At 35.4% G+C, this 22,732-nt stretch carries 23 protein-coding genes; 20 read left to right on the top strand and 3 right to left on the bottom strand.

The genetic code is table 11. The annotated features are described in order from the left end of the window. The first annotated feature begins 25 nt into the window (after positions 1-25). The 5 genes from NRE15_RS01035 (at position 26) to coaD (ending at position 3,515) form a co-directional block, all read left to right on the top strand. Positions 26-625 carry a superoxide dismutase gene (locus NRE15_RS01035; RefSeq protein WP_313793788.1) on the top strand — a complete coding sequence of 200 codons (600 nt, stop codon included), beginning with the start codon at positions 26-28 and terminating at the stop codon, positions 623-625. Positions 626-789: 164 nt separating this feature from the next. Beyond that, positions 790-2,091, top strand: coding sequence for an FtsW/RodA/SpoVE family cell cycle protein (locus NRE15_RS01040; protein WP_313793789.1), 1,302 nt, complete (start codon positions 790-792; stop codon positions 2,089-2,091). Next, a complete protein-coding gene (locus NRE15_RS01045) occupies positions 2,092-2,457 on the top strand; it encodes a YlbG family protein (protein WP_313793790.1) in 366 nt (121 codons plus the stop codon). Beyond that, on the top strand, positions 2,454-3,011 hold the full coding sequence (gene rsmD / locus NRE15_RS01050) for a 16S rRNA (guanine(966)-N(2))-methyltransferase RsmD (protein WP_313793791.1): 558 nt from the start codon (positions 2,454-2,456) through the stop codon (positions 3,009-3,011). The genes NRE15_RS01045 and rsmD overlap by 4 nt, the downstream gene beginning before the upstream one ends. Before the next feature lie 3 nt (positions 3,012-3,014). Further along, positions 3,015-3,515, top strand: coding sequence for a pantetheine-phosphate adenylyltransferase (gene coaD, locus NRE15_RS01055; RefSeq protein ID WP_313793792.1), 501 nt, complete (start codon positions 3,015-3,017; stop codon positions 3,513-3,515). Positions 3,516-3,604: 89 nt separating this feature from the next. On the opposite strand, the gene NRE15_RS01060 is transcribed toward coaD, so the two are convergent. Further along, on the bottom strand, positions 3,605-5,155 hold the full coding sequence (locus NRE15_RS01060; RefSeq protein ID WP_313793793.1) for an ATP-binding cassette domain-containing protein: 1,551 nt from the start codon (positions 5,153-5,155) through the stop codon (positions 3,605-3,607). A gap of 297 nt (positions 5,156-5,452) precedes the next feature. Here NRE15_RS01060 and NRE15_RS01065 point away from each other — a divergent pair, with 297 nt between their 5' ends. The 4 genes from NRE15_RS01065 to NRE15_RS01080 all read left to right on the top strand — a co-directional run bounded on the left by NRE15_RS01065 (position 5,453) and on the right by NRE15_RS01080 (position 9,690). Then, a complete protein-coding gene (locus tag NRE15_RS01065) occupies positions 5,453-6,130 on the top strand; it encodes a helix-hairpin-helix domain-containing protein (protein WP_313793794.1) in 678 nt (225 codons plus the stop codon). A gap of 11 nt (positions 6,131-6,141) precedes the next feature. After that, entirely contained in the window at positions 6,142-8,460 is a 2,319-nt protein-coding gene (locus NRE15_RS01070; RefSeq protein ID WP_313793795.1) for a DNA internalization-related competence protein ComEC/Rec2, read from the top strand. A gap of 101 nt (positions 8,461-8,561) precedes the next feature. Further along, on the top strand, positions 8,562-9,005 hold the full coding sequence (locus NRE15_RS01075) for a GNAT family N-acetyltransferase (protein ID WP_313793796.1): 444 nt from the start codon (positions 8,562-8,564) through the stop codon (positions 9,003-9,005). A gap of 37 nt (positions 9,006-9,042) precedes the next feature. After that, the gene (locus NRE15_RS01080; RefSeq protein WP_313793797.1) at positions 9,043-9,690 is read left to right on the top strand and encodes a TraX family protein; all 648 of its coding nucleotides are present in this window, start codon (positions 9,043-9,045) and stop codon (positions 9,688-9,690) included. Between the two features lie 116 nt (positions 9,691-9,806). Here the strand turns inward: NRE15_RS01080 and NRE15_RS01085 are convergent, their stop codons facing one another. Next, positions 9,807-10,811, bottom strand: a complete 1,005-nt coding sequence (locus tag NRE15_RS01085) for a YhdH/YhfP family quinone oxidoreductase (RefSeq protein WP_313793798.1) — start codon at positions 10,809-10,811, stop codon at positions 9,807-9,809. Positions 10,812-10,967: 156 nt separating this feature from the next. On the opposite strand from NRE15_RS01085, the gene NRE15_RS01090 reads away from it, so the two are divergent. The 9 genes from NRE15_RS01090 (at position 10,968) to NRE15_RS01130 (ending at position 19,441) form a co-directional block, all read left to right on the top strand. Further along, positions 10,968-11,819, top strand: a complete 852-nt coding sequence (locus NRE15_RS01090) for a glycosyltransferase family 8 protein (RefSeq protein ID WP_313793799.1) — start codon at positions 10,968-10,970, stop codon at positions 11,817-11,819. Positions 11,820-11,988: 169 nt separating this feature from the next. Then, positions 11,989-12,450, top strand: a complete 462-nt coding sequence (locus NRE15_RS01095; RefSeq protein ID WP_313793800.1) for a MarR family winged helix-turn-helix transcriptional regulator — start codon at positions 11,989-11,991, stop codon at positions 12,448-12,450. A 3-nt stretch (positions 12,451-12,453) separates the two neighbouring features. Further along, the gene (locus NRE15_RS01100; RefSeq protein WP_313793801.1) at positions 12,454-13,413 is read left to right on the top strand and encodes a ring-cleaving dioxygenase; all 960 of its coding nucleotides are present in this window, start codon (positions 12,454-12,456) and stop codon (positions 13,411-13,413) included. 35 nt (positions 13,414-13,448) lie between these two features. Then, positions 13,449-14,057 carry a flavin reductase family protein gene (locus NRE15_RS01105; protein WP_313793802.1) on the top strand — a complete coding sequence of 203 codons (609 nt, stop codon included), beginning with the start codon at positions 13,449-13,451 and terminating at the stop codon, positions 14,055-14,057. A 9-nt stretch (positions 14,058-14,066) separates the two neighbouring features. Beyond that, positions 14,067-14,675, top strand: coding sequence for an alpha/beta hydrolase (locus NRE15_RS01110; protein WP_313793803.1), 609 nt, complete (start codon positions 14,067-14,069; stop codon positions 14,673-14,675). A 199-nt stretch (positions 14,676-14,874) separates the two neighbouring features. After that, positions 14,875-15,771, top strand: a complete 897-nt coding sequence (locus NRE15_RS01115) for a polysaccharide deacetylase family protein (protein ID WP_313793804.1) — start codon at positions 14,875-14,877, stop codon at positions 15,769-15,771. Positions 15,772-16,158: 387 nt separating this feature from the next. Beyond that, a complete protein-coding gene (locus NRE15_RS01120; RefSeq protein WP_313793805.1) occupies positions 16,159-17,319 on the top strand; it encodes an ABC transporter substrate-binding protein in 1,161 nt (386 codons plus the stop codon). 196 nt (positions 17,320-17,515) lie between these two features. Next, positions 17,516-18,295, top strand: coding sequence for a hypothetical protein (locus NRE15_RS01125; RefSeq protein ID WP_313793806.1), 780 nt, complete (start codon positions 17,516-17,518; stop codon positions 18,293-18,295). A 3-nt stretch (positions 18,296-18,298) separates the two neighbouring features. Further along, a complete protein-coding gene (locus NRE15_RS01130; RefSeq protein WP_313793807.1) occupies positions 18,299-19,441 on the top strand; it encodes an alpha/beta hydrolase in 1,143 nt (380 codons plus the stop codon). Positions 19,442-19,489: 48 nt separating this feature from the next. Here the strand turns inward: NRE15_RS01130 and NRE15_RS01135 are convergent, their stop codons facing one another. Beyond that, positions 19,490-20,335: a DegV family protein gene (locus tag NRE15_RS01135; RefSeq protein WP_313793808.1), complete on the bottom strand. Its 846-nt coding sequence runs from the start codon at positions 20,333-20,335 to the stop codon at positions 19,490-19,492. A 189-nt stretch (positions 20,336-20,524) separates the two neighbouring features. Here NRE15_RS01135 and NRE15_RS01140 point away from each other — a divergent pair, with 189 nt between their 5' ends. Both NRE15_RS01140 and NRE15_RS01145 read left to right on the top strand, forming a co-directional pair. Further along, positions 20,525-21,154: a hypothetical protein gene (locus NRE15_RS01140; RefSeq protein ID WP_313793809.1), complete on the top strand. Its 630-nt coding sequence runs from the start codon at positions 20,525-20,527 to the stop codon at positions 21,152-21,154. Between the two features lie 151 nt (positions 21,155-21,305). Next, positions 21,306-22,727 carry a bifunctional metallophosphatase/5'-nucleotidase gene (locus NRE15_RS01145; RefSeq protein ID WP_313793810.1) on the top strand — a complete coding sequence of 474 codons (1,422 nt, stop codon included), beginning with the start codon at positions 21,306-21,308 and terminating at the stop codon, positions 22,725-22,727. Positions 22,728-22,732 lie beyond the last annotated feature (5 nt).

Here is a 22,732-nt window from a genome sequence, read left to right on the forward strand (position 1 = left end):
ATCAATCATTTTAGGAGGAAAACTAATGACTTTTGAATTACCAAAATTACCTTATGAATATGCGGCTTTAGAACCTGCTATTGATGCAGCAACTATGGAAATCCATTATACAAAACACCATAATACTTATGTTACCAAATTGAACGCTGCTGTTGAAGGTACTGAATTTGCAGATAGAACGGTCGAAGATTTAGTTACAAATTGGGCTAGTTTACCAGAAGATATCCAAACAGCTGTACGCAATAACGGTGGCGGACATTTAAACCACACCTTATTCTGGGAACAACTACAATCTCCTTCAGAAAATAATGAAATTCCAGCAACTCTAGCTAGCAAAATTGAAGCTGATTTTGGATCAGTTGATGCCTTCAAAGAAAAATTTGAAGCTGCAGCAACGGCTGTCTTTGGCTCTGGTTGGGCATGGCTGGTTCTTGATGGGGACAAATTAAGCGTAGTTTCAACGCCAAACCAAGATAATCCTGTTACCAATGGTTTAACACCCTTATTAGGATTAGATGTTTGGGAACATGCGTATTACTTAAACTACCAAAACAGACGACCTGAATATATTAGTGCCTTCTGGTCAATTGTTAATTGGGATAAAGTAGAAGAACGCCTAGGCTAATTGAAAGTTACCTAAAAGATTAGTTTTATAAGTAAAACACAAGGAACATTTCAAATATTATGTTAAGTTTTAACAGCTTAACATAAATATAGAAATGTTCTTTTTTTTATGCGGTTAATAATGCTATAATAAGAGATGAAATTTATAAAGGAGGTCTTGCTAGTTTGAGAGAAGCATTTTACTTGCCTTCTATAAGTGATATAAAACTTTATACTTCAAAAGTATGGCAACGTATCAGACCTGATTTAAATAAGGATGCCATCAAAGAAAAGTTTCAATTAATTGATTATCCCATCTTAATTATTACCTTGTTACTCATTCTGATAGGGCTCTTTTCTGTATTTAGTGCCACTATGTATATCCCAGATCCTGAAACAGGTATAAGTGATCCTTTTGGATCATTTATGACACAATATTTGTCTGTCATCATCGGATTTGTGGGACTGGGTATCTTGCTAATCTTGCCTTTTCAGCTTTTTAAAGAGATTAATTTATTGCTGGCTGTCCAGCTTATATTAGTCATTGTTTTAATTTTAACCCTTATAGTAGGGGTTATTATGGGGGGAGCAAAATCCTGGATTGAAATTGGTGGCTTTTCATTCCAACCTAGTGAATTAGCCAAAATTACGAATATCTTATTAGTTAGCTATATCGTTTCGCATTTTAAAAGCTTAAGAATTTTTTCGAGCGAAATTTTTAATAACAAGCATTCATTGATGGCGATGGTTTTATTATTTGCCACAATTGTTTTAGTCGGTTTACAACCAGATTTTGGTATGCTTATTATTATGCTAGTAACTTTAGCTTTTATTTATTTTCCCAATCATTATAGTTTTAAAACAAACGTCGTGTTTCTGAGTTTATCCATTATTTTATATGGTCTCATCATTCTATTAGCGAATAGGTATTCTGATCAATTGGTTAATTCGGGACATTATATGCTAGAACGGATTGGTTCCTTTGTTGATCCGTTTGCCTTTGAGCAAACAGCGGGGTATCAATTGATTAATGGTTATTTAGCCTTTAGTCGAGGTGGCTTCTTTGGGGTAGGACTTGGATTAGGAATAACCAAACGGGGTTCGCTGCCTGCGGGGCACACCGATTTTATCTTAGCTGTTATCGGAGAAGAAACGGGTCTGGTAGGTGTTGCTCTTGTCTTAATGTTAATTTTTGGATTAGTATTTTATCTATATCGACGAGCGGCCATGTGTCGACAAGCCTATAATCGTAATGTGATTAGTGGAATTGCTTCTTTATTTTTAATCCAAACATTAGTAAATGTAGGTGGGATTTCAGGCTTGATACCTTTGACAGGTGTGACTTTGCCTTTTATTAGTTCAGGTGGTACAAGTATGATTGTTAGTTTAATTGCCATTGGAATTGCAGAGATATTTATTATTGATGATAAGCGCGTGGTGGCTTCATATCAGACTTTAAGTGTGATAAAAGGGGAAGGAGGAAGTTAGATGGATTTTGAAATGGTTGAACGTCAAGCTCTAATTATATGGGTTTATACGTTAAAACATGTTAAAAATTTACGCAAGTATGGTTATATTCATTATACAAGTAAAAAATCGAAATACATTGTTATGTACGTTGATAAGCAACAAGCGCCTTCGGTTATTAAGCAATTGAATCAGCTGCATTTTATTCGTCAAGTGGATGTTTCCCATCGTGATGAGATTGATATGACATTTAAAGACGCCATTCCTAATCGTATTGACCCCAATCAACGAAAAGAAGTGGAGACACAATCGGAAGATTTCCTTCATAATTTAGCGCAATCCTTAGAAATATCAAAAAAACAGTCACATAAAGAGGAAACCGTATGAGGGTGGTAGCTGGTATCTATGGTAGCCGGCGTTTGAAGGCTGTTCCAGGTGAAAATACGCGTCCGACAACGGATAAGATTAAAGAAAGTGTCTTTAATATGTTGGGGGGGTATTTTGAAGGAGGCGTTTGCTTAGATTTTTATGGTGGAAGTGGAGCCATGGCAATCGAAGCCGTCTCACGTGGTATGGATCAAGCGATTATTACGGAAATGTATCGTCCAGCGATTCAAACGATTGAAGCCAACATCGCTCAATTAGAGGCAGAAGACAACTTTATCATCTTAAAGGGGAACAATCGTCAATCCTTAAATAAATACCTGGTTAAAAATGCTAGCATACGTTTCGATTTGATTATTTTAGATCCACCTTATGCCAAAGCAGCCATTGTAGATGATATTGAATGGTTGGAGCAACACGCTTTAATCGCTAACCATGCTCGAATTATTTGCGAAACTGATCATCATTTCGATTTACCTATGGAAATTAGGCAATTAAAACAAGTAAAACAGAAAATTTATGGGCAAACGAAGATTACCATCTATGAAAGAGGCTGAGTAATGAACAATAAGACAAGGATAGGCATATTTGCTGGTAGTTTTGATCCTTTAACGAATGGACATTTTGATTTAATTAAGCGAAGTTCAAAAATTTTTGATCAAGTCATAGTACTGATTGCCGTTAATACAAGCAAAACGGCTTTGTTTACTGCTTTAGAACGCTTTGCACTTATTGAAGCAGTAATTAAAGATATCGCGAATGTGAAAGTAGATGTTTTAGAAGATGATTTAGTTGCCAATTACTTTAAAAAAGTGAATGGAACAGCAATGATACGGGGCTTGCGTAATTCGCAAGATTATGAGTATGAAAGTAACATTGATATTATTAATAAAAAGCAAAATGATGAGCTTGATACGGTCTTATTGTATGCCGATAATCAATATCGTTATTTAAGTTCGAGTTTAATTAAGGAAATTGCAACTTTTCATGGTGACATTAGTGAGATGGTTCCAGAAGAAGTTGAACAAGCGATGAAAGTTAAGTATAACTATCCAAAGTAAGACATAACATGTGTTAAATCCGTTGTATGCATAAAACCGTCAGCATCTCATTGAATGATGAGATGCTGACGGTTTTCTTGTGTGATAAACTAATTCGTTAATCGCTCTTTAGGGATTTGTTTAAGGCCGTTTTCATCTAGCTCATAAATTGTTTGAAAAACATTTTTGAGGAATGAACGATCATGTGAAATCGCAATGATGGTACCTGGAAAATCAATAAACAACTCCTGTAATTGATTTTGCGATAAGGGCGAGAAATTACGCGTTGGTTCATCGAGTAAGAGAACATTATGTCCACCTAAATCAAATTGCAATAACAATAATTTTGCACGCTGACCACCAGATAATTGTTGAATCGGTTGATGCATCTCATCTTGGGTAAAACGCATGCTACCTAAGTAAGTCATGATTTGTGTTTTTTCGTCAGCTGAATAATCGTGTTGTAAGAAGGTGATAGGCGTTTCTTCTTTTGCAAGTAATTCGTAATAATCTTGTGGGAAATAACCGACTTTAATATCTGTTCGCTCTCGTAACGCTTGCCATATTTGTTTTAATAAGGTACTTTTACCGATACCATTGGCACCAATTATACCTACTTTTTCGGGGGCTTTTATCGAAAAATCGACTTTTTCAATGAGTAATTTATCGCCTTGATAGATAGGTTGGTTGACCCAATGTAAAATTTGTTTGTTTTGTGGCAAGGGTAAGACATTAGAAAAACGAATATTAATCGCATCTTCCTGAATGGGCATTTCTTCAAACGATTCGGTTTCTTTTTCAAAGCGTTTACCTATTGATTTTACAGCATGCATTTTCTTTTTCAAGAGCCGTCCACCTGCAGGGTCCTGTCTAGTAATTGTCTCTTGTTGATGCTCAACGGTTTGTTCAATTTGCCGGTATTTTTCCATACGTTTTTGATGTTCTGAGCGTTGGTTAATGGCCAACTTGGTTTGGCGTTGGAATTGGGCTTGCCGTTGGGCGACATATTCATCATAGCTTAAATGAACCACGGTATTTTTAGCAATGGTTTTGTGCTGTAACAACTCTAAGTGAATAATCCCGTTGGCTGTTTTAGATAATAATTCAGTGTCATGTGAAATATATAAGATAGTCGCTTGACTGTGTTTGATAAAGCGTTCTAACCATAAAATAGCCGCAATATCTAAGTCATTAGAAGGTTCATCTAATAATAACAAGTCCGCTTCTAAACTCAACATTTTCAGTAATTGTATTTTTAGTTTTTCACCGCCGGATAGTGTTTTTAACAATTGCTGACTATTCAATTGTTCACTAGCTATATTCAATTGGTTAGCATATTGAAAGAGCAAATTATAATCAAAATATTCATCTGTTTGATAGCTATAGATATAGTCTTCAACCGATAAATCTTCTAATTCAGTTGGCAGTGACTGAGGTAAATAAGCTAAGCGGCTAAATTGATTAATGATAGTGCCTTCAATCAGAAAATGATTCTCCAAAGACGGATCACGCATGATCCATTTCAAAAGGGTTGATTTCCCATTGCCTTCTTCACCGATAATTGCTATTTTATCTCCAGGATTGATGACAAACGTTAAATCGTCAATAATAGGGGCTAAGCTTCTGTTATGTGAAATTGATAAATGATTGATTTGTAACATAAAATCTTCCTCCAGTAAAAAAAGAGACTAAGCTACATTTCGCTTAGTCTCTTCTTGAATAGAAATTCAAAAAACACCTATTGTTTTTTGAAACTTCAAGCTTTAATCTAAAAAAGACCGCACGAAATTAGCTCTTATTGGAACTTATTTCGACTGCTGATATTTTTTAGATTAAATACATCCTCACACAACCTTTCTTAATGAATCTACTATACCAAAATTTATAAAAAAATAAAAGTGGAATCCGCCTTAAAAAGTGTATTTATAAGTAGAGACTTTTTTAAAGGAGGTTGATCCATGAATAAGCATGGATGGGTAAAAAATAAGGTATTTATTGGTTTGGGCATAGGGGTATTCTTGGTCGTTATTTTAAGTGGCATGTTTTATCTTTCTAATCAGTCAAATCAGGTGTTTGTTCTTGAAGATTTTACTGATAGGGATGAAGCGGTGGCTGTTATTGAATCACACGTAGAGATAGTGGACACAGAAAGTACGGACACCTTGATTTATGTCGATATTAAGGGAGCAGTTAGTTATCCCAATATGTATGCTTTGCCACAAGGCAGCCGTTTATTTGATTTAATCGAAAAAGCGGGAGGTTTCTTGCCAGACGCCCTGACCAATCAGGTTAATTTAGCCCAATTGTTAGACGATCAGATGATGATTTATATTTATCGTGAATCAGAGTTAACCTCTGAATCGTTATTGGACAGTCAAATGCAGACACAAACCATTCAGCCATTAATGATTGTTGGACCAGACACACCAGCCGATGATGGTTTAATTAATATCAATAGCGCTTCTCAAATTGAACTTGAAAGTTTACCTAATATTGGTCCCAAAAAAGCTGAAGCTATTATTCAATATCGAACCCAAAATGGCTCTTTTCAAACGATTGAAGAAATACTAAATGTAAGTGGTATTGGAAGTAAGACATTTGAACAATTACAAGATTTAATCAAGGTATCTGAATGAATACGAACAGCATGAAACAATTACAATTCCATTGGACGTTCTTATTTCTGTTTGTTTTCGCAACGCTTCAATTATTCAATGAAATCAATAGCTTAACTGTTTTTCTGTGGTTAGCCATCTTTGGGAGATTAGTTTTACTTAAAAAGCGGGAGCTCTGGATTCTGTGTGCCATTTGTTTGCTTGGATTATTTGGACTTCTTATGTATCAATCAAACACCAAGGATCAATTAGCTATTTTTGTTCAAGCCGGTGAAACAGTCCGTTTAAACATCACCATTAATCCTTTAGATATTAATGATCAACCTAATTATTTATCGACAAAAGGGCGGCTAAAAAACGGTGAGATGATCGATGTCATTTATTTTCATCAAGGCGATTTTGTGCTTACTGAAGAAACCTTAGAACAACAAACAGAGTGGGTCGTTGAAGGTGTTATCTCGCGTCCTAGCCCTAATCGCAATTTTCATGTCTTTAGCTATGCGGATTATTTAGCAGCACTTGATATTTATTGGCAATTAGAGATTCAAACGGTGCAAAGCATCCAAAAGAGCAGCCATTTTTCGAGTGGGTTTAAAAACTTCCAAGCCGCTTTACTTCAGCCAATGAAAAAGGGGGAGGCTAATGCATGGGTCGCTCTACATAATAAAATATTGTGGAATTTACAATCGGAGTATTATCGTGATCAACGTTCACAGTTCGTTAGTTGGGGGATAATTCATTATTTTGCGGTGTCAGGCTTACATATACATATTATCATTCGGTTGCTGCGTTATCTTTTACTAAGAGTGGGCGTTATCCATGAATGGCTTCAAAAAATAATTATTTTCATTTTATGCTTATATGGTTCTTTAATCGGTTGGCCTGTGGGTGTTATTCGTGCCATTAGTGTCTACGTGTTCCGGCAGGCGGTTTATCGCTTTAATTGGAAAATTAGTTCTTTAGATTGTTTAGGAATAGTAGGAACACTCTTATTGCTGGTTAATCCCAAGTACGTACAATCGTTGAGTTTTGTTTTAAGCTTCCTAATGACCTATATTGTGCATTTTACCGTAAGCAATGCCAACAATAAAGCAAAATTAAGTCTGTCGTTTTATATAACCTTTGCTTGTTTACTTTTTTCTTGGCCCATCATTTTAAATCAGCATTTTGAATGGAATAGCCTACAAATAGTCATTAGTATGTTTTTTGGCCTATTTTTCGAAAAAATAATCATGCCGGTTGCTTTTTTTACAACTTCCTTATTTATCTTGCCTTTAAATAATATACGCCTGCAGCTTTTTAATGGGATTGAATGGCTGTATTTAACCATCATGCTCCCAATCACCCATACCCCTATATTTAACCACTTTATCTTTAAAACGGGCTATTTATCTAATACGCGCCAATCATTGTTGTGGTTAGCCGCTTTGGCATGGATGACAGAATCTAAGCGAAGTTTAAAAAAAGCGATCATAATAGTTAGCACCATTTATCTAATCGTCATTTTTTGTTGGCCTTATTTGTCTATTTGCTCCACATTAACGGTCATCGATGTGGGTCAAGGGGATGCTTTATTATATCAACCCGCTTTTAGCAATCAGCATTGGTTAATTGATACAGGCGGTCGTATGGACTGGGAAAAGAAAGACGATCCCATTCCGGTCGATTTGGAATATGCACACAATAATATCATTCCTGCTTTAAAAGCACTCGGAGTTCAACAAATAGATGGCTTAATTTTAAGTCATCCGGATGTTGATCACATGGGAAGTTTGTATACACTCGTCGATTATTTTCCAGTTAAACAATATATTATCTCTGAATATATCGAACATTCACAACTGTGGAAATCTTTTTTAAATAAAAACCCCAAAAACATCGATAAGTTATGGGTATTAAAACAAGGGGAAAAACTAAGTTTTGGAGCGCTTGATATTTATTCGTTAGCGAATCGTCAGCTAATGTATGATGATGATGCATCAAATAATTCGTCTTTGATTGTGCATATCACACTGGGAGATAGTCATTTCTTAAATGTAGGTGATATTAATCAAGCAACCGAATTAATTTTAATTGAACAATTACCTCAACTGAAGGCAACCTTTTTAAAGCTAAGCCATCATGGATCTAGAAACAGTACAGATCCGCAATTTATTCAACATTTACAACCTCAATTAGCGATTATATCCGCAGGCGTTGATAATCGTTATAATCATCCCCATCCCGAAGTCCTAGCTATTTTGCAAGACAATCAAATTAATTATTTAAATATGCAAAAGACAGGTGCTATTCAAATCACTTATGATATCATTTATGGCTTACGTCTATCTACAGCTATCAAAAGCAAATAATTTTTCTAAATAATGATTTTTATTTATTCTTAGATGCTATCTTATGTTAAAATAATGATAGAGAAATTAGCAAATATATTTATTAGGAAGGTGTGAGTAAATTGATTCGGGATGTTGAAATCAATGACGCAGTCTGGATTCATGAGTTGAATAGTTTTGAATTAGGTTTTCGAGCCGACTATACGTTTACCAAAGAACGTTTGGCACATCTATTGAGTAAACCAGAACAACATTTTATTCAAGGATATGAGCATAACGGCAAATTGGTTGGTTATATACATGCGCAATTATATGAAACCTTATATGATAAACCTTTAGCGAATATCTTAGCCTTAGTTGTGTCAGAAGACAACCAAGGGTTGGGAATAGGTCGGCTACTAATTGAAGCCTTATACGGGTCAGCTAAAGAAAAGGGTTTAGCTGGTATTCGCATAAACTCAGGTTTATATAGAGAAAATGCTCATCAATATTATGAATATATGGGTTTTACCAAAGCCGAAAATCAAATGAGGTATTTAAAACTATTCGATGACACACAACAATAGATTATCCATAACAGCATCTACCTTAAAATGGATCGCTATGCTAACGATGATAATTGACCACATAGGTGCTATATTAATAGAACCCTTAAGTTTGACATCTTTTCTAGGCTTTAATCACTGGGAGACCGTTTATCTTGTTTGTCGCTTAATTGGTCGTTTAGCCTTTCCGATTTTCGCCTTCCTAATTGTTGAAGGTTATAGCCACACCCACAATTTTAATAAATATCTCCTTCGTTTAATTAGTTTAGCTCTACTATCGGAAATTCCCTTTGATTTAGCATTTAATCAGAGTTGGTTTGATATGAGTTATCAGAATATTTTCTTCACCTTGAGTTTAGGTCTCATAGCGATTTGGAGTAGTGATAGGTGGGACAATCAATTTTTAGGTACTTTATTTCCCCTAGGGATTATTTTTATGGCCGAATGGCTTCAAGTGGATTATGGAGCCTATGGCGTGTTTTTCATTTATATTCTCTATGTGTTACGGGATAAACGTTTGTATCAATGTATTGCCGGTGCCGTGCTGGGATTTTTACAACTAACAGCCTCGCTGTCATTTATCTTAATTTATTTTTATAATGGACAAAAAGGGAGAGCAAATTTTCGTTGGATGTATGTCATCTATCCAGTCCATTTAGTGATCCTTATTTTTATACGCCATGGATTATTTGCTTATATCTATTAACTTTTTCAACGTCCTTCACTTTCTGCATATTAAAAAATGGTTGAACCAACGACAGTCAAATAGGGGGAAGGCGTCATTGACGCTTTCCCCCTATATTGGCGCTTAACTTTTAGTCATTACGCATCTTCCGTATCACTAATTTTGACAATTGTTCGACCTAAATGGCGGCCTTCATGTAAAGCGTCAAAGGTCTCACTAATATTTTCAAGATTGGTTTCTTGAAAATGAACTAAATCACTGACGTTCCATTCATTGGCAATTTTGCCCCAAATCTTAATTTTTTCATCTAAGGGTGCATTGACAACCGAAATACCAATGAGATGGACACCTCTTAAAATCATCGGTAAAACCGTAGCAGGGAAATCATTGCCCCCAGCATTGCCACATAATGTCATTTTGCCATTTTCATGAATATAGGTCATTGCTTGGGCTGCCACTTCACCCCCAACGGTATCAATCACATAATGGTATAAACGCTTATTCAAAGGTTTATTGTTTGAGAGAAGCTCACTGGCTTGTAAAATATGGTGTGCACCCAGCTCCTTGGCAACATCCACTTGATAATCTTTTCTTACAAGGGCTGTCACATTTGTATATCCCGCTTTAATCAACATTTGAACGGCAATACTACCGACGCCACCGGTTGAACCCGTCACTAAGATGGATGGGTTATCAGCGGAACTCATCCCTAAGCTTTCTAAAGCTTCAATACTGGCTGCTGCTGTATAGCCTGCAACACCATATAATTCCGCATCTTTTAAACTAAATCCATCAGGTAAAGGTATAACACTATCAGCGTTAACGCGTGCATACTCGGCATATCCACCGGTATGACTCACTCCAATTTCATCACTCATAGCAATCACTTTTTGACCAACACTGAGTCGTTCATCTTGTGATTCAACGACTATCCCACTTAAATCAATCCCAGGAATCATCGGATATTTTCTAATAACACCACCGTTTTTTTGAACAGCCAACATATCTTTATAGTTTACCGATGAGTAGCTCACTTTGATTAAAACCTCGCCCGGGGATAGATCATCTAAGGTCGTGTTCTCTAGCTGAAACTCAATTCGATCATCTACTTCACGGACAATAATCGCTTTAAATGTCTCCAAGTAAAAACCTTCTTTCTAATTTGATTTTCTTATTTAGATTTATTTTAGCATATTTACCTTAAAAATAATCTAATATTTAAATCGCAAGGAGAATAAACGGAAACAATCATGTATAATAGAGAAATAAAAACTATCAATTGCATGAAAGGAAAAAAGATGGAAACAATTAATTTGCTTTTTTCTGTGGATGATAATTATGTAACTCAATTAGAGACGGTCCTTTTATCCATTAGAACACATACGCCAACACCACCGATTGATGTTTATGTTCTTCAAAAGCAGGCGTTAAACTATAATTCAAAGTTAGAGGCTTTTTGTCAGAAATTAGAAATGAATTATTTTCCGGTTGTTATAGGTGATACAGCTTTTAGCAAGGCACCTGTTACGGATAGATGGCCAGAATCGATTTATTATCGTTTACTTGCACACGACTATTTACCTGAAGATTTAAGTTCGATTATTTATTTTGACGCTGATATTTTAGTGATTAATAGTATTCTTCCGCTGACTGAACTTGACATGACGGATTATTTGTATGCAGCAGCTAGTCATAAACAACTGACTGAGTTGACCAATTATGTCAATCGCATTCGTTTAAATACCTATGATGCGGAAGGTTATTATAACTCCGGTATTTTAGTGATGAATTTGGATAATATACGTCAGCATGTTAAGGCAGAAGACATATTTACTTATATAAGTGAAAATCGGCTTAAATTATTTTTACCAGATCAGGATGTCTTAAATGCATTATATTCGGATCGAATCTTATCCATTCCGGATGAGGTATATAATTTTGATGCCAGACGTCAATTGATTTACGAATTGATTAGTGAAGGTGAATGGACCATGGATTGGGTGATTGATCACACCATTGTTTTGCATTTTTGTGGAAAAGATAAACCTTGGCATACACCATTTCGTAATCAATTTAGTGCTTTATACAAACATTATCAACGTAGAGCCAAATTGCTATCAACTAGTAACAAAATGTGGAATGAAAAATAAACCATTATTAACACTTCAAAGCGTGCTTTTAGCTGTTTTGAGGTGTTAATTTTTTTCAAATAAGATTTGACATATTCAAGTAAGCATGATAATATTATTACGAATTCGAAATATATTTTTTTAAATACAAATCATTTCGAAATCGAAACAAAAAGAAAGGAGTCGTGACATGGATAGACAAGAGGAAGCATTAAAAGCTTTTATTGGTTTGAAGAGAACGCAAGATTTGTTTGATACAATTCTTAAAAAAGACGTCACTCAACATGGCTTAACCTTAAATGAATTTGCTGTTTTAGAGTTGTTGTATCATCGTGGCGAGCAAGCTGTCCAAAAGATTAAGGAACGAATCCTTATTGCTAGCAGTAGTACGACCTATGTCATCGATCGTTTGTGTTCAAAAGGATATGTCACAAGAAGACCTGATCAAGTCGATAAACGTGTGATTTATGTTAATTTAACGGAATCAGGGCATTCACTCATTGAATCAATGTTTCCTGAACATGCTGAATTGATTGAATCATTATTTAGTCAGCTAACAACAGAAGAAATACATGTATTAAGAGAAAATCTAAAACTTATTAGTCAAACAATTAGAGAAAATTTAAACCCAGTAGAAAATGAGGAGAAATAAAATATGAATTATCCATTATTAGGTATCCACCATGTAACAGCCGTAACAAGTAGTGCTGAAAAGAACTATGACTTTTTTACCAATGTATTAGGCATGCGTTTAGTTAAGAAAACCGTTAACCAAGATGATATTAGAACATACCATACTTTTTTTGCAGATGATAAAGGAAGTCCAGGAACGGACATGACCTTCTTTGATTTTCCAGGTTATAATAAAGGTACACGAGGAACAAATTCAATTACACGAACAGGTTTTAGAGTACCAAATGATGCCGCTTTAGACTACTATTTAGCGCGCTTTGCTGAATTTGATGTGAAAAATGATGGTATCCAAACGCTTTTTGGTAAAAAAGTTTTACCTTTTGAAGATTTTGATGGCCAACGTTATCAACTAGTTTCCGATGAAAACAATACAGGTGTTGCCCCAGGTATACCTTGGCAAAATGGCCCTGTACCAACTGATAAAGCCATCTATGGTCTAGGTCCGATTGAGATAACCGTATCTTACTTTGATGAGTTTAAACAATTAATGGAAGAAATTTACCAAATGCGATTAGTAGAAGACCATGAAGAGGTTGCTTTATTTGAAGTCGGTGAAGGCGGAAATGGAGGACAAATGATTTTAAGAAAAGATGATAAGTCTGAACTTGCCTACCCTGGCTATGGTGAAGTACACCATGTATCTTTTAGAGTCGCCGACCATGAAGCTATTAAAGCTTGGGAAGCTAAGTATAATACGTTACAATTAAGACATTCTGGTTGGGTAGATCGCTTCTATTTTGAGGCATTGTATGCGCGAATTGGGCATATTCTTATCGAGATTTCAACAGATGGTCCTGGTTTTATGGGGGATGAACCTTATGAAACATTAGGTGAAAGTTTATCCTTACCGCCATTTTTAGAATCTGAAAGAGAACAAATAGAAGCCACTGTAAGACCGTTTGATACGACTAGAAGTAAATAAGCGATATTTATTTGAAGGATAAAAGGAGCGTTACCATGTTATCTATCAATCCAAATGATTTAAGTGAAAGAGAAAATTATAAGTTTTTAATTGGATCGATTGTTCCGCGTCCAATAGCGCTTATAACGACTCAATCGAAAGAAGGTGTTGTTAATATTGCTCCTTTTAGCTTTTTTAATATTGTGACGTCCAATCCGCCTATATTAGCGGTTGGTTTTCAAAGGAAGAAAGGACAACTAAAAGATACGGCTAGAAACATTTTTGACAACAAACAAGCCGTCATCCATATCGTAGATAGTTTTAATGTGGAAGATGCCAACCAAACAGCCGCTAATTTAGGTATTGATGAGAGTGAATTAGAAAAAACCCATTTTCATTTAATTCCTTCAACACTGGTTGATGTTCCAGCCATCAAAGAATCACAAATTCGTTTTGAGGTAAGTTTATATGACTCTATTTCAATCGAGAATAATCAAGAAAAGACCAGTGACTTGTTACTACTTAAAGTCCTTCAATACCATATAAATGAAGCTATTTATGAAAACGGCCGGATTAATCCGTCGCAACTAAATCCCATCGCGCGTATGGCGGGGCATGATTATAGTGAATTAGGGCGTTTGTTTACCATACCAAGACCAGATTAAGGAGATGCTATGAAACATATATATCAAAAAGGATTCGATCAAGTAGGCTTTACTTTTGTATTATTACATGGGACGGGGAGTAATGAAGTTGACATTTTACCTTTAGCCGATAGCTTTGATCAGACGTTTAATGTCCTAAGTATTCGTGGCAATGTCAATGAAAATGGTGCTTTACGTTACTTTAGACGCTTAAAGGAAGGCGTTTATGATGAAGACGATTTGCATCTGCGTGGGGAAGAACTGTTAACTTTTATTATTGAAGCCTCGCAAACATATGCTTTTGATATTGACAAAGTTGTTTTACTAGGCTTTTCAAACGGCTCAAATATTGCCATTAATATGTTATTGAGAGACGATAACCCCTTTAAATATGCTATGCTATTAGCCCCTATGTACCCATTAGAACCAGAGAATTTAAAAGAACAACCCATGCTAAAAGTTTTTCTCTCCATGGGTAAACATGATCCCATTGTTAGTCTTGATGATTCTAAACATGTCATTGATTTGTTTGAGGCTAGAAAAGCGCAAGTTGTCCAATCGTGGACAAACAGTCACGAAGTTAGTGCACAAACAATCATTGATGGTCGAAAATGGCTAAATGAAATAAAAAATAATTAATCCTTAATTTAAAATAATCCGGACATTCAATGTTCGGATTTTTTACATCCATTTTTCTTATAAAAATTCTGATAAACTTTGAATTTTAAATAAATATCTCACATAAATAATTAGTATTTTTTGTTAAATGATGATAATATTAGATACGTAAAATAGTAATAGAATTCAACGATGAATTATTTGAAGAGGAGAAAGAAGAATGTTAAAAATCTCGATGGTTTTGTTGCTGGCCTTTCTCATTGGAGGCTGTCAAAAAGAAGAAGAAGTTCAACAATTAACCATAGAACCAGTAGAAATACTGGATAATCAGCCGACAACAGTGAATGAACAAAATGATACCCAGGGTGAATTATGGGGTTATCAACCGAGACAGCCTTGGACGCAAATTGATTATGCGACCTTAAATGAAGATGGTTTTGCCTATGAAATATATGATGATCCTGATATTTCATCTGAGATACTCACCTTAAATGAAGCATCCGACAGTAGAGTATTGTTTTTTACTTTTGATGATGCCCCTCAAGAACCAGATTCTTATGCCTTAGAAATAGCCCAAACGTTAAAGGCACATGATGTGAATGCAGTCTTTTTAGTCAATGGGATGTATTTAAAATCAGATAAAGGGAGAGAAATAACCAGACAAGTTCATGAAATGGGATTTGAAATTGGTAATCATACGACGACGCATCCTTTTCTACATGAATTAAGTTACGATGAGCAGTATTCAGAATTACTGATTACCAATGAACTGATTGAAGAAATTACGCAAGACCGCGTTCGTTGGTTTAGACCCCCTTTTGGTTCGTATAATTTGGATACCGTACATGCTGCCAATGAATTAGGCTTGCAATTGATTACATGGACCTTTGGTTATGATTGGATGGATGAATACCTCGAAAGTACTGCCCTGACGCATATTTCTTTAACAACTGACCATTTAAAAGCAGGGGCTAATGTATTGATGCATGATCGACCATGGACATTAAAGGCACTTCCTCAAATCATTCAAGGTTATCGTCAACAAGGCTATCATATCGTCGATCCTTACATTATTAAACATCAAAAAAATAGCACCATCGTTCATGGGTCTAATTGATAATGAGAAAATGATTAAATTGATTTGACAATGATTAATTTTTGAGCTATGATATTCTCATCTAAATGAATTAAGAGGTGTTTGAATGTATACCATTCAATATAAATCACAATTTGAATCATTATTAAGCCTTAGCATATTAAGATAGCATTTGCAGCTATCCAATTAAAGTAGATGCAAATGCGAGCAAATTTTTGCAATTTGTATCTATGAGTGCTAAGTCTTTTGACATGCCTGCATAGATTATATAAATCTAATTAGGCGATGTCTTATTACGATAAAAATTTAGTTTATTTGACTATTTATCGGATTAGATTTCTATCTAATCCGATTTTTTTATTTCAACTTTCTTACTCATTGGATAAAAAATTTATTGGAGGAATTCTCATGAAAATTAGAAAATTTGGTATCACTATGTTAACGGCTTTGTCACTAGTACCTTTATCGTTAAGTAGTCAATCGATTGCTGCTCAAGAAACTATTAAAATCGGTAGTAATTATGAGTTATCAGGTGACGCTGCTTCTTATGGTCAAGCAATGGAGAATGCACTCCAATTAGCTGTTAAGAAAGCCAATGAAGAAGGTTGGATGTTTGATGGTTCAACGGTTGAAGTTGTTTCGCTAGATAATACCTCGGATATTACTGAATCAGCATCCATTGCGCAGCGTTTAGTAAGTGAAAATGTGGTCGGTATTGTTGGGCCAGCCTTGACAGGGACATCTCAAGCCCAGATTCCGATTATTACGGAAGCTCAAATACCCGTGATTTTGCCAGCGGCAACTAATGATGGGATTACATTGGATGAGGCAGGGAATGTTTTAGAATATCTCTTTAGAGTATGTTTTGAAAATTCAGTGCAAGGGGAAGCTGCCGCCATTTTTGCGGTGGAAAATCTAGGTAGTCAAAAAGCTGTTATTATTAGTGACTATGCTGCCGATTATTCAATTGGACTAGCAGATGCCTTTAAAGGCAAGTTTGAAGAATTAGGCGGTGAAGTCGTTATTGAAGAATCTTTCCAAACGGGTGATACCGATTATACATCTGTCTTAACATCTTTAATTACAGCAGATTATGATGCGATTTATATTCCTAGCTATTATACGGAGGGTGGCCTTATTATTAAACAAGCGCGTGAACTAGGCATTACAGCGCCAATTTTATCAGGAGATGGATTTGCTAGTCCTACCTTAGTTGAATTGGCAGGGGCTGAGAATGCGAATGATATTTATTATACGTCACATTTTTCTTCTGCAACGGAAGATCCATATGCACAAGAATTCTTAGCTGACTACGAAGAAATGTTTGGACGTGAAGCCGATGGTTTCGCAGCTTTAGGTTATGATGCGGCAACTTTGCTATTAGATGCCATTAATCGTGCTGAATCGACTGATCCACAAGCGATAACCGATGCTATTGCTGCAACCGTTGATTTTCAAGGGGTAACAGGTACTTTTACAATCAATGAAAAGCATGACCCGATTAAGCCTGCGACAATGATTGAATTACAAAACGGTGAAATTGTATCTGCCATACGAGTCGGAGAATAAATCTAACCTCAACTCAATGAATCAAAAACCGTAAGCTTTGCTCAATGAATGAGGGGCTTACGGTTTTTCGGTTATCAAGGAATATGTCAAAAAAGTTAAAATTAAGTGAACATTGTCATACTTATTTGAATAAGTTGAAATATTTAGTTACTATATAATATGTAACCTATTCAATAAATCAAAAAGAGGTAAGATGATGCGAAAAAAAATTCCCCTTAGTTTTTACGTTAAATTAATTTTTATAGTAGTCGTCTTTCTGTTTACATATGTATCCCATCAATCGTTTATTGATACGACCTTGGCCGACAATTCACTGACAAGCTATGAGTCGTTTGCTAAGATTATGCAAGAGGTTTTAGGCTTTCAACAGCGAACAGAACCCGTTATTCCGAATCAGGTCGTTTCAAATAGTGAAATCGATCATTCATCACCCAGGGAAATTGATGAAACCATCCTTTCATTACCCAATTATACACTTGCGACTGAAAAAGCCGAGACATTTAATGCCAATTTAGACTTAGTCGGTTTAAATGAGGCTTTTACTAATAAAATAAATGAACAACGTAGTCAATTAAGTTGGAATTTAATGGAAGTTGGCAATCATTTAGCCCAAGGAACCAATCAAAGAGCTTTTGACTTAAGTCATTATCATTATTTAAGTCCTTACACAACAAACGGCGATGACTTTCGTTCATTGTTTCCTGAGATTGAGAATAATCAATATCGCTTAGGCGAAAATTTATATGAGTTATATATTTCCTCTAGTGATATTCATTTGGATACCTGGTCAAATCCACAAATTTTAGCCAATTATTTAGTGGAAGTGTTTGAACAAAGCAGTACCAGTGAATTATATCAAAATTATCAAAGTCAATATATTTCGATTCATGCCGAAGCCAGTGACTTTAATATTGAAAATGCGTCTTATGTGAGGTTGGTTGTGGTATTAATATTGGATACGCAAATGGGAGGATAAGAAATGCCAAAAAATAAGCTTTTAAAAACAACGGCTAAAATTGCAAAGACTTTGACAATCAGCGGCCTTGCTTATCATTTTTGGTATCAAAAAAACGCTAATCTTATTCGAACGAACCCTGGTGAAATCGAATTGCCGAATGAAGAACCCATTCCTTTGGATTGGGTAGACAGTCAACATTATGGCGAGGCTATGGAACAAAAGGTGAAACCATACATTGAAAAGTATCGTAAACAACAGGTGCTTCCGCTTAACGCATACCCGATTGCGATTGATACTTACCAATTACCTAATCCCGACCAAACATTGCTTATTGTCCACGGATTTAATGAATACAAAGAAAAATTCCATGAATTAATCTATTATTTCCTCCAAGCCAATATTCAAGTCGTTGTTTATGATCAAAGAGGGCATGGCTTTTCAAAAATCGATGAAAACCAAACCCAAATAAATATCAAGGATTTTAACGAGTATGTTGTTGATTTAAACCATATAATCCATCAAATCGTTTTACCCATGTCCCAAAACAATCCGCTTATTTTATTTGGACACTCTATGGGCGGCGCTGTCGTAACGTCATACTTAATTAAAGAAGAACCAACTATCGTGGATGCTGTTGTGCTTAATGCACCCATGATTGAAATTGAAACAGGTAAGTACCCTCAGTCCTTGTCCCATTTAGTGAGTCATCTAATGAGTCAAACACCCTTTGGGAACTTATATATTCCAACAACTGAAGCTTATGATCCCCAAATTCATACGCTTTTTAATGCAGATAATGATTTGACCCATTATCCGGTTCGAAATGAATATACCCATTATTTAAATAATTCGCTTCATAAAATTCCAACCCGAGGAGGAAGTTACCATTGGTTGGCCACTTCACTAAGTCATTTGTGGGAAATACGTAAGCCAGAAAATATTAAAAAAATAAAACAAGCGGTTTTACTGTTTAGAGCAGAAGACGATGTCATTGTCGGAGCAGAAGGGATATTTACCTTGAATCAATACCTTCCAAAGGTGACACCTATTTTCGTACCTAACAGCAAGCATGAAATTTTTCAAGAAAACGATCAAATTGTGCAAGCTTATATTAGCCAAATCATCAAATTTATCCGCGAAACAACACAAAAACCGAACGTTTGAATTCCTTTAAACGTTCGGTTTTTGTTTATTTTAGATGTTATTTTTTAGTTAGGCATGTTCAAAACCAACAATCATGCCATTACGTTGCGCGTAATAGGTACACAATCCACTCATTTTAATGAGATTAATATTAGCCGATGGGAATTCGGACTTTATTTTATCAACTAAAGTATGCGCAACATCGATAGATGTATTATATGAAATCTCTACTTTACCGCCTTGATAATTATTATCTTTCATGGCTTGTAATAAGGTATTCAGAGCACGTTTTAGTCCTCTAGACTTATGGGCTAATTCTATCAAACCATCATCGCTTCTTTTTCCAATCAGACGAATATCTAGTAAACCAATCATTTGACCCACAATTTTACTGACACGACCATTTTTTACCAGATTATCAACGGATTCTAAAACGAAGTTAACATTCGTTTTTTCATGATAAGCTTTGACTTGTTCAACTAAAGCATTAAATTCAAGTCCTTGATTAGCTAACTCAACCGCTTTTCGAACCAGTAAGTTCATTTCGGAGCCTGCTGTAAATGTATCGAAAATAAAAACATTTGCTTCTGGATGGCTCTCAAGTAGGATTTCACGGCCTAATGAAGCACTATTGTAACTGCCTGATAAATTACTCGAAAGTGTAAAACAGATAACATTTTCAGCCCCTTCAAAAGTCGAAGCATAAGCATTTGGAGCCGGACAAGCACTTGATGAAGCTTTTTTTTCTGTTTCAGAGGCAGTTAGCAAAGCCTCTAAATCAATATTTTCATCATCTATGTAAATTTCATTTGCAATGTTGATCATCAATGGAACAACTTCAAAGGAGACATCCTCATTTAAATTATCAATGTGTCTGATATCAGATCCTGAATCAGTAACTATTTTCCATTTCATATATTTACCCCCATTTTTATATTCACTTTTAGTATAGTAAAAAAATCGCTTTAAATCAAACATAGCTGATTATTGATAAATTAAATAGATTAGTATGATTATTTTGTGAATTCATCGTTTATTGTTGATAAAAGTAGCTAAAAACAGTTACAATAGGATTAAGGACAATAAACAAGGAGGCAGTCTATCATGTTACTTGGAAATTTGCATCAATCGAATGTTATCATACTTTTTTCATTATTTTTCGGGGCGGTGGGGTTTGGCTTTTCTATTACTGGAGATACCCAATATGCATTAGTCTCACTCATTATCGCAACTGTTGCCTCATTCTTCAATTTTAAATTTGGCGATAATTTTGAACTCACCGAAGAAGAAATCTCTTTTGCTTTAGAATTAGAAGTATTATCACAATTTGTCGTCTTCGGCATGCTGCCTGCAGGCTTTTTAATCAATATCACCAACGGTTCGATGCTTGGATTGCTTGTCATGACACTTTATCTTTTAGCCGTTGCCATTCGTCTGGCACACTATAATCGGGCTCAACGTTTTCAAGGTGAGGTTATGGAAGGTTATACCGAGGGAGTACCATTAGAACATTCCGTTTTAATTATTCCACTCGTCTCTTTATTGGCTTACCTCATTGACCAATCGATTATGCAATATGTCTATATCGTCCTGTATATACTTTTAGCGGCTGCTACCGTTATTCGTTTTCCAGTTCCTAAATTAAAAAGCGAATGGATCTGGGGGATTTTAGGTGTTAGTATTGTTGTCGCAGGTCTATTAATCTGGTTTGGCCCCTTATATCCAGAAGTCTAGTATCAAATAAGCTATTTTTACGATTAATTAATAATTAAATACATTTAAGTGGTATTTATATATTAATTAGTCGTTTTTTTTGTTGTAAAGCAATATTTGCTTCACGCTTAAATGAACTGATATAATAGAATTATTGAGGAGGAGGGTTACAGTGAAAATAGTTATATTACATACGAATGATTTACATGGGCACCTAGAACACTGGCCAATCATCCAAGAATACTTCGATATAACAAGTCGACTACATGATGCTAAAGGCGAACTGGTATTAAGAGTGGATATTGGCGATGCTATCGATGCAGTGCATCCCTTGATAGAAGCGACTGATGGTCAAATAATTATCGATTTATTCAATCAAGCAAATTATCATTTAGTAACAATAGGAAATAACGAAGGACTAGGCTTGTCGCATGATCAATTAAAGAAGCTGTATCGCCAAGCCAATTATTCAATTGTTTTAGCTAACTTAATTGATCGTGAAACAAATGAATTACCTGAATGGGCACAAGCCTATCATGTCATTGAAACCCAGCAAGGACCAAAATTATATTTTATTGGTTTAACAGCTAATTACCAAAGTTATATTCTAAATGGATATCAACCGATCGACCCTTTGGAAGCCTTAAGATGGGTACTAGATACCTTACCTGAAAAACAGCCAACCGATTTAATCATTATTTTGTCGCATGTCGGTTATCCCACTGACATTATGATTGCTGAGCAATTCGAAGAAGTCGATTTAATCATCGGGTCACATACCCATCATTTATTAAGTTATGGTGAACAAATCAATCAAACCATGTTAGCTGCAGCAGGGAAATACGGTTATTATGTGGGGCAAATAGAATTAGAATTGGATGATCAATACTTAGATGGCTCCTCTATGATTCCATCTAAACCATGGCAGATTGATTGTGCCGTTCATTCAATTTACCATTTAAGCGATATTACGGCTACACCCATTAAATCCGATAATCTTGTCAAAGAAGGTCGGATAAAGCTTGAAGAATATATTATTGCAAATTTACCGCATGCTTTTTATGCCGATGATTTTTATGGTGAAAATTCATATATCCAAATGGCTTTAAATGCTATATCATATAAGGAAGATACTGATATCGCTATTTTAAATACAGGGTTATTTTTAAGTGATATTCACCAAGGATTAGTGTCAAGAAATCATTTACATGAATCCCTGCCGCATCCGATGCATCTTGTGACATTGACGATGACAGGCGAGCATATGCTGATTATGCTAGAACAGATGAGGGAGAAACAAAGTAGTTTGTTAGAAAAACCAATTAATGGGATGGGTTTTAGGGGTAAAGTATTTGGTAAACTAATTTTCAAAGGGCTTGATTATCGTGAAAACGAAAGCAACTGGTATTATTATAATCAACCCATTCAATTAGATAAAAACTATCAGATAGTTACCGTCGATCATTTATGGTTTGTTCCCTTTTTCCCAGCTATTGATCAATACGGTAGTCCCAAATTACACTTTCCAGATTTTATCCGTCACGTAGTTGGCGAATATTTAGCTGAAAAGTATCCATTGAACAAAACAGAGTAGGAGAA

It is taken from the genome of Fundicoccus culcitae (genome assembly GCF_024661895.1).
Classification (GTDB): domain Bacteria; phylum Bacillota; class Bacilli; order Lactobacillales; family Aerococcaceae; genus Fundicoccus_A; species Fundicoccus_A culcitae.